This is a genomic window from Pontiella sp., from assembly GCF_041622395.1.
GTDB lineage: Bacteria > Verrucomicrobiota > Kiritimatiellia > Kiritimatiellales > Pontiellaceae > Pontiella.
In genome coordinates this window covers 1-7,805 of record NZ_JBFJYW010000191.1, presented here as the reverse complement: position 1 = coordinate 7,805, position 7,805 = coordinate 1, and the positions used below count along the sequence as shown (strand labels likewise).

The 7,805-nt window shown below is 55.8% G+C and carries 3 protein-coding genes; 2 read left to right on the top strand and 1 reads right to left on the bottom strand.

Annotation, left to right across the window (positions count from 1 at the left end; all coding sequences use genetic code 11):
• The first annotated feature begins 1,237 nt into the window (after positions 1-1,237).
• Positions 1,238-4,993, top strand: a complete 3,756-nt coding sequence (locus tag ABYO54_RS11370; protein WP_372808370.1) for a hypothetical protein — start codon at positions 1,238-1,240, stop codon at positions 4,991-4,993.
• A gap of 121 nt (positions 4,994-5,114) precedes the next feature.
• Here ABYO54_RS11370 and ABYO54_RS11365 read toward each other — a convergent pair whose 3' ends face one another.
• Positions 5,115-5,921, bottom strand: coding sequence for an MBL fold metallo-hydrolase (locus ABYO54_RS11365; protein ID WP_372808369.1), 807 nt, complete (start codon positions 5,919-5,921; stop codon positions 5,115-5,117).
• A gap of 155 nt (positions 5,922-6,076) precedes the next feature.
• Between ABYO54_RS11365 and rpoN the strand changes: the two genes are divergently transcribed.
• Entirely contained in the window at positions 6,077-7,495 is a 1,419-nt protein-coding gene (gene rpoN / locus ABYO54_RS11360; protein ID WP_372808368.1) for an RNA polymerase factor sigma-54, read from the top strand.
• The last annotated feature ends 310 nt before the right edge of the window (positions 7,496-7,805 follow it).

Here is a 7,805-nt window from a genome sequence, read left to right as displayed (position 1 = left end):
GGAACCGGAGCCTATGCGGCATAGCTTAAACTGACGGTCGACCGGTTTAAAAACCGAGGCCACTTCTGTCTCTGTGGCCTCTTGCGAAGCGGGTGGTTGAAAATCATCCGAAAGTTTAAGGCTTCCAGTGTACTGGTACATTAAACATCCCAAAGGTTCGGATGGGTCGCAGGAAAAGCTTCATCGGATACAGGAGATGCTGCTCATTTCCGATTTAACAGAAGGCCGCAAGGTTCGCGCAGCATCGGCTTTGCTGTCTTTGCGACCTTTAGCGAAGCGGGTGTTAAGTTGAAATTTTGTTTTCGCGAACGTTTGCTCGGTGCGACCGATTAAGAAATACGGAGCACTGGCTTCTCTGCGCCTCTGCGAACTCCGTGGTAGCAAAATCCGTCGCAAACACGTGGGATCTGAATTGAGAGAAATAAAGTCGGGACTGGAACCACTAATGAACTCAGATGGACACGGATATTCAATTTGGATATGGAGTTTGTTCCGCTCACCCGCCGGAGGAAGAGCCTAATGCGGAATCGGTGTTTATTGCGAAGCGTTGGGTCTAATGCCCCGTTGCTTGCCGCGTGTAATTGGTCGGGATGGAATGGTTGGGCAACGATGCGTTGACTTGCAGGCACTCGGTCTCGCTTCGCGTTCAGCCGGGCGGCGGAAAGGTCTCCTTCGTCAACCGTTTACGCCCTACAAAAAACAGATACCCCGTCTGTTTGCGGCAGGGGGCATCTGTTCACGTATGGTCTATTTATTTTTCTATTGCTCCGGCGGTTGAATATTGCGAATTCCATGCGGGAGATCGTTAGCCACAAAAGAGCGCAAAAAGCACCCGAAAGCCTGTGGAGCGAACCTTTGGTGTCCTTTCGTTCTCTCGTGGCAATAATCCACAAATTTATCTGCCGAATCGATAGATTAACTGCCAGGGTAATCGGTTGTTCTGCACCTTTGGGGCATGTCAAGCGGCCTGCCAGTGAGAGCATTTGGTGCTCCCGTGCGGTAGTCCGTCAACCGAAGGGGCATTTGTTTGGCCACTGGATTTATAAGAATCTATGGGGTCTGTTGATTTTTGAAGCCAGGGTGGCTTCAAGTCTCTCGTGAGGCCCCAGGCCCTCCATGCGGGCCGTGTGTCGCGGGCTGAATGGCGAAGAAATTGCACACTTGATTCTTGCACCGTACATCCCATTGTGAAATCCTGCCACGTTGTTACATAATCCAATCTTTCCGAGGGGGAATAATGAATAAGTTAACAGTTTTAGCCGCATTAGTTTCAGTCGCTACCCTTGCTTTTTCCGCCGACAATCAATGGGATGGCGATAGTTTGGGATACAACGGTGCTTTTGGTACAACCAACGGGCTCCCCGCTGACTGGAGCACGGCTACCGAAATCTACACGATTGACCCGGATAATCCCAACGACTTTGGTTATTTGAGTGTGCAGAATCTGGCCAATACAACGGTTATCGTCACAAATTCCTTTAATGGATTGATTCAGTTTAAAAACGGCCCGGGGGCGTACACCAACACGGTTGTTTCGGTCGACGAAGGTGTCGTGGTTACGGGAGCGGTACCTGGAACGGGCTTGAATTCATTCGGGCGGGCCATCAGTGTCGAGATTAGTGCTTCTGCATTTACTTCCAAGCAAGGAGCTTTAATTCTCGAAGAGGGAACATATGTCGGTGGCGCAGGGCGCCAAGGGGCTTATGCCTCAGGCTTGGGCTTGTTTGAAATAAACGGCTCCAAAATATCGGGAGGAAAAGGCACGTCGATTGCTTCCAATGGAACAGGAACGCTCTCTTCGGGAGGAGATGCCATTTTCTGCAACCTCGTGGATTTGTTGGTTATCGATAGTCAGCCGGTTGCTTCCGATGCGATCCAGGGTGGTGACGGAGGAGATGATTTCTATAGTAATTCAACGCTGGCATTGGTCGCAAGGGGTGGCAGTGCAGTTAACATGCTTCTCTTCGACAAAGCCACGGTAATGGAAAACGGCCTAGTTATCGGGGGCGATGGAGGAAATTTGGTTTCGAGCGCAGCTTCTTCTGAATTTTATCTTTCGGGCGGCAGCGCTTTCTTAATTAGCAGTGGCACGTTGAATTTGAAGGACGGGATTGCGATCGGCGGTTCCGGCGGGAGTGCCACGGTTAAGAGTGTATCAGGTTCTTCGCTCGCCAAAGGTGCGGCTGCTGTATCTCTGTCGGGATCTAATGTTGGAAGTGCTCAGTTTGGGTCCGTCGAGATTACCGGTGGATCTGGCGGTGATGTGGTTGCTTCTGGAACGGCGAATTCGCTGAATATCTCGGGCGGTAACGGCATTACGGTTACCAATACCGCGGTATCCATTGTCGCGAATGGAGCCACGGTGACCGGTGGGGCGGGGGGAACCTTGGAAAGTAGTGGTTCCTCCGGGGTTGTTGCCAAAGGAGGCGATGGTCTGGTTTATTACGGTAAGGGTGCCGGCGTTTCGGGTACGGCCACCATCATCGGAGGAAGCTATACTGGCGGTGCCGGCGGAACCATCGACGATGACACCGGTACGGGGAATGTGAGTGCTGGTCGGGGGGCCTATTTTAACAACGGTCTTACCGTGGCAATCGGCGGAGATGCCGTGTTTACCGGCGGAGCCGCCGGCACGCTGAATGGCGTTACTGGAGTGCAAGGTGTCGCGCTGGAGATCCGGGATGCGACGGTAACCATCACCAACGGAACCTTTATCGGAAGCAAAGGGTTGCTCACGTCCACGGTGGGCGGAAATAACTCGGTTACCATCATGGGCGGGTCCTTTGGCGACGTTAAGTTTGGCGGCAATGATACGGTTGATATTAGTGGGGGCACGTTCGATGAAATGTTGCTTTCGGGCTCGGGCGCGAAGGATCTGACGATCAATGGCGAGGACGATGATCTTTCCATTGGTTCCTTGAATTTTGGGGCAACCGGAACGGCCTCGGTTTCCGCAACCGAAGCGGGGCTCACAAGCATCGTCGTTTCCCGTGGTTTAAACAACACGCGGGATGTTTTCGATAACGGTGCGGCGATTTCAACGATCGAGCAGACGGGCGGGGCGATCGATGTGTCGTTCAATGGTACCCAGGTGATTGACGACATCACGATTTCCAGCGGTTCGATGGATATTTTTGGGACGGATTTGGCGGTAAACGACGGGAAGCTCTATCAACTGGTGGATTCGGATGCGTCGCTGAATGTTGATCAAAAGCTGACCGTTCGGAAGGGCGGAACGCTGGATGTCGGCCTGGGAACGGTCACGGCTACGGATTTCGTTGCGAGTCAAGGTGCCAACATCAAGACCACGTTCTCCGAAGACGGCTTGGGGGGCATCGACACCGGGGTGATCACGGGCGACAACGTTACCATTGGCGATGTGAACTGGACGCTGGTTAACGACGGGTCGGTCACTGATTCGAGCTTGTTCGAGGATGGTTTCCTGCTCGCGTCGGGTAGCACGTTGAACTACGGCTCCCTGAGCGCGCTTAAATTTTCGATTACAGACAACCCGGAATGGATGGACGGGATCAATGGGCTGAGCACCAACATGTCCGGCGGCTTGATCAATCTCTATGCGACCTACGGTACGTTGAGTCTCATCAAGGTGCTCGAGGACGAGGATTACGATGACTTGGATTTGGTTGTCGAGGATCTGCAGCGCTACATCGACGCAAATCCGGAGCTGGGACAATTCGTCAAGACCAACTGGACCAGCGCCGCGGAGTTCTCGGAAGGGGCCACCTCGACCTATCGCCGCGCGCCGGAAATGGCCAATGCCATGATCAGCCTGCAGTCGGTCTTTGCCGACCAGATCAAGGACCGCACCCGCTCTTATCTGCGCCTTCAGGACTGGGGCACCCCTTCCACGGTCGCTCCCATGGGTGCGCAGGGACCGGCGGAATGGTATGAAGACTCGGTCATGTGGACCCGGGATCATCTGCCCTTCTGGGACGTGAAGCAAGCCGCGCGGCGTGCGGCCGACAATGCGCCGATGCCGAACATCAAAGGCGAACCCTCCGATACGGTGGGCAAGCCCTACATGGCCAGCTCGACGCAAAAGGGCGACGATTACGACGCGTTTGTGGACAAGGTCCACGGCATGCTGCCCAACGTGGATACTAAAATCGAAGTGCCCACCACTTACCAGGTGTGGGGCCGCGGTTATGTTTCGGACCTCGACCAGCAGGCGACCGGCAGCACGGCCGGCAGCGATTATTTCGCCGGCTACGATGCCCGGGGCTTCGGTGGCATCATGGGGATCGACAAACGTCTTGAAAACATGATGTTTGGTATTGGTGGCGGATATGCCCGCACCGACGTTGACGGCGATTCCGGACTCGATGGCACGGCCGATACGGTTCATGCCGTCGGTTATTTCTCCGCGATGCTCAACCAGTTCTACATGGATGCCAATATCAACTATTCGTTCAGCGACGTGGAAGTCACCGGCGTCGATTCCTTTGGGTATGAAGGGGACTACAAAGCCAACATGCTCGGCATGTACCTTGGCGGCGGGTATGGCATGGCCGCTTTCAGCGACAAGCTGCTCTTTACTCCGGAAGCCTCGTTCTTGCTGACCTACTATGGCCACGGTTCCTATACCGAAACCTCGAGCGTCGGCATGCCCGAAAAGTCCTTCGACTCGTACGACCACTGGTCGCAGCTCCTGTCTCTGGGGGCAACGCTCTCCATGGTCAAGCAGATCGAAAGCTTCAGAACGGAATTGGAATTCCAGCCGGAAGTCCGCGCCCATTGGTTGCATGAATTCAATGCCGACATGGAGGATGAAACCTACGTGCTGGACGGTGGCGTCAACGCCCTCAGCGCTGCGATCCAGGCCCGCGAAGAGGATCTGATCAAGATCGGTACCGGAATCCGCTTCTCCAAGTGGGACAACGATACCACCGAATTCGGCATCGACCTCGATGGGGTGTTTGGCCGGGACTACGATGCCTACATCATCAGCGGCAAGCTGATGCACCGCTTCTAGGCCGGTTATATCGCAGGCGGTTCGCCGCCCGATGGTGGAACGCGCTTCTTTCTCCGAAAGAGCGCGTTTTTTCGTGGTAGCGGCCCGGGATCGGCCGATCGTCCCGTCGATGAACGCGGAATCAGTTCGGCAGGGGGCACCGGGCGCTCGCCCGCCAAATGGTTGAAATCCGGTTGGCGTGGGCGATTTCGAGTTTGATGTGGCCAAGGCCGTCGAGCCGCAGTTGCGAGGCGACGGTGCGCATGGCGGTGTCGGGGGTGTTGCAGTCGGAGCTGAGGTGGGCAAGAAAAACGTGCTCCAGCTCGTCGGTCGCGCTTTCGATGATCAGCCGCGCGGCGTCGATGTTGGATAGATGGCCCTGCCGGCTCCGGATCCGCTGTTTCAGCGGCCAGGGGCGCGGCGCTTCGCGCAGCAGGTCCTCGTCGTGGTTGGACTCGACGACGATGGCCTTGCAACCCCTCAGCTTGTCGCGTACGAGCGCCGTCGCCATGCCGAGGTCCGTCACCACTCCCACGCACGTATCGGCGTTCCTGAGGCGGAATCCGACGGGTTCGTAGGCATCGTGCGGCACGGAGAAGGGCTCGATGGCAATGTCGCCGATTTTGAATGCGGCCCCGGTTTGGAACACCTTGGTCGCGATTTCATTCGATTTGGGCTGGCGCATAATGCCGTTGAGCGTGCCCGCGTTGGCATAAACCGGAATTCCGTGGCGCTTTTGCAGCACGCGAATGCCGCCGATGTGATCGCCATGCTCGTGCGAGATGCAGATGCCGTTGATGCTTTCGGGCACCACGCCGATCTGGTCGAGCCGTAGGGCGACCTGCTTTGCGCTAAGGCCCGCATCGATCAAAACCCGGGTGTTGGCCGAGGCCACATAAATCGAGTTGCCTGAACTGCCGCTGGCCAATACGCATACTTCCAAACTCATGAAACACATTCTCCTGTAAACGGTTTGCATGATACCCGAGGCCATCGGGAATAAAATATATTTTACGGGAAAAGAGGGCAACCGCCCGCCGGCGCAACCCAAACTAGGATTAAACATGGCTTGAGATATGCAACTTAAACTGTACATTTTGGCACATGGCACATCCCGGTCTAGTTCTAAGCCAAGAAATGAAGATGCAGCAGGTTCTTGCTCCGCATCTCTTCCAGTCGTTGGAAATTCTTCAAATGCCGTTGCTCGATCTCCAGCAGATGATCAAGCAGGAGCTTTCCGAGAATCCAACCCTCGAGGCTTCCGAGGAACAGGCCGATGCCCAGATCGAAATCGAACAGGGCACCAAGGACGTCGACAGCGAGCAATTCGACAACGAGTTCGAGAAACTGGCCGCCCTGGGCGAGGAGTTTGATTCCTATCAAGATCGGGGCCAGGTTTCCGGCGGTACCGACGCCGAGGAAAAATACCAATACATGATGGATTCGCTTTCGGAATCCTCCTCGTTGCACGACCAGTTGCTCGACCAGCTGTCGCTCTCCGGCTTGAACGACTACGAAAAGAAAATTGCCGAAATCGTGATCGGGAATATCGATGACGACGGCTATCTGCAACTCGATGTCGAAGACCTGCTGGCGCTGCCGAACTTTCCGGCGGAGACGCTGGACAAGATTCTCGACACTGTCCGCGACTTCGACCCCGCCGGGGTGGGCGCGCGCGACCTGCGCGAGTGTCTGTTGCTCCAGCTCAAGCGGCAGGGGCGCGAGAAGACGCAGGAATATCAAATGGTTGACCTCTATCTCGATCTGGTCGGGCGCCATAAATACGAGGATATTGCCCGCGCCATGGGGTTGACGCTTGATCGCGTGAAGGAGTTGGCCAAACTCGTCTCCAAGCTGGATCCGAAACCCGGCCGTAATTTTTCCGAAGATCGCATCGAGTACGTCACGCCCGAAATCATCGTCGAGAAGCGGGATGGCGAATACGTCATCACGCAGAACAAGAAGCCCTATCCGCGCCTCTTCATCAGCCAGAAATACCTCTCGATGCTCAAGGATCCGAATACCTCCAAAGAGGTGAAGACCTACATCCGGGAAAAGATCGCCAAATCCAAGCAGTTTATCCAGAGCATCGATCAGCGCATGGACACCATCTACCGGATCGCCGTTGAGATCGTCCGTATCCAGCGCGAGTTTTTCGACCATGGGGTGTCTCGGCTCAAACCGCTGAACATGAAAACCGTTGCGGAGCTGCTGGAGGTGCACGAGACCACCATCAGTCGGGCCACCGCCGGAAAATACATGCAGACCCCGCGCGGGTTGCTCAGCATGAAATATTTCTTCAAGCCCGGGGTGATGACCGCCAGTGGGGAAGCGATTTCCAACGAGAGCGTCAAGGCCGCCCTGTCCGATATCATCCGCGCCGAGGATAAGCAAAAACCCTATTCCGACGCCAAGCTCGTCAAACTCCTGGAAGAACAGGGGATCAAGATAGCCCGTCGCACCGTCGCCAAATACCGCGACCTGTTGCGCATCCTGCCTTCGCACCTGCGCAAAGCGCATTAGACCGCTGCGCGGTCCAATGCCAGTTGGTTGTAGGGCTGAAACGGTTGACGAAGGAAACCTTTCAGCCGCCCGGCGGAATGGGGCGGTGCGGGGATCGGCGGGCAGGATTTGCAAGCTCAACCATGCCCGCCCTACAACGTGCTGGTTTGTAGGGCTGAAACGGCTGAGGCACGATGCCTTTCAGCCGTCCGGCGGAATGGGGCGGTGCGGGGTTCGGCGGGCAGGTTTCGCAAGCTCAACCATGCCCACCCTACAACGTGCTGGGGGAACGGGGGGCGGTGCATTGATCGGCGGGCAGGATTCGCAAGCT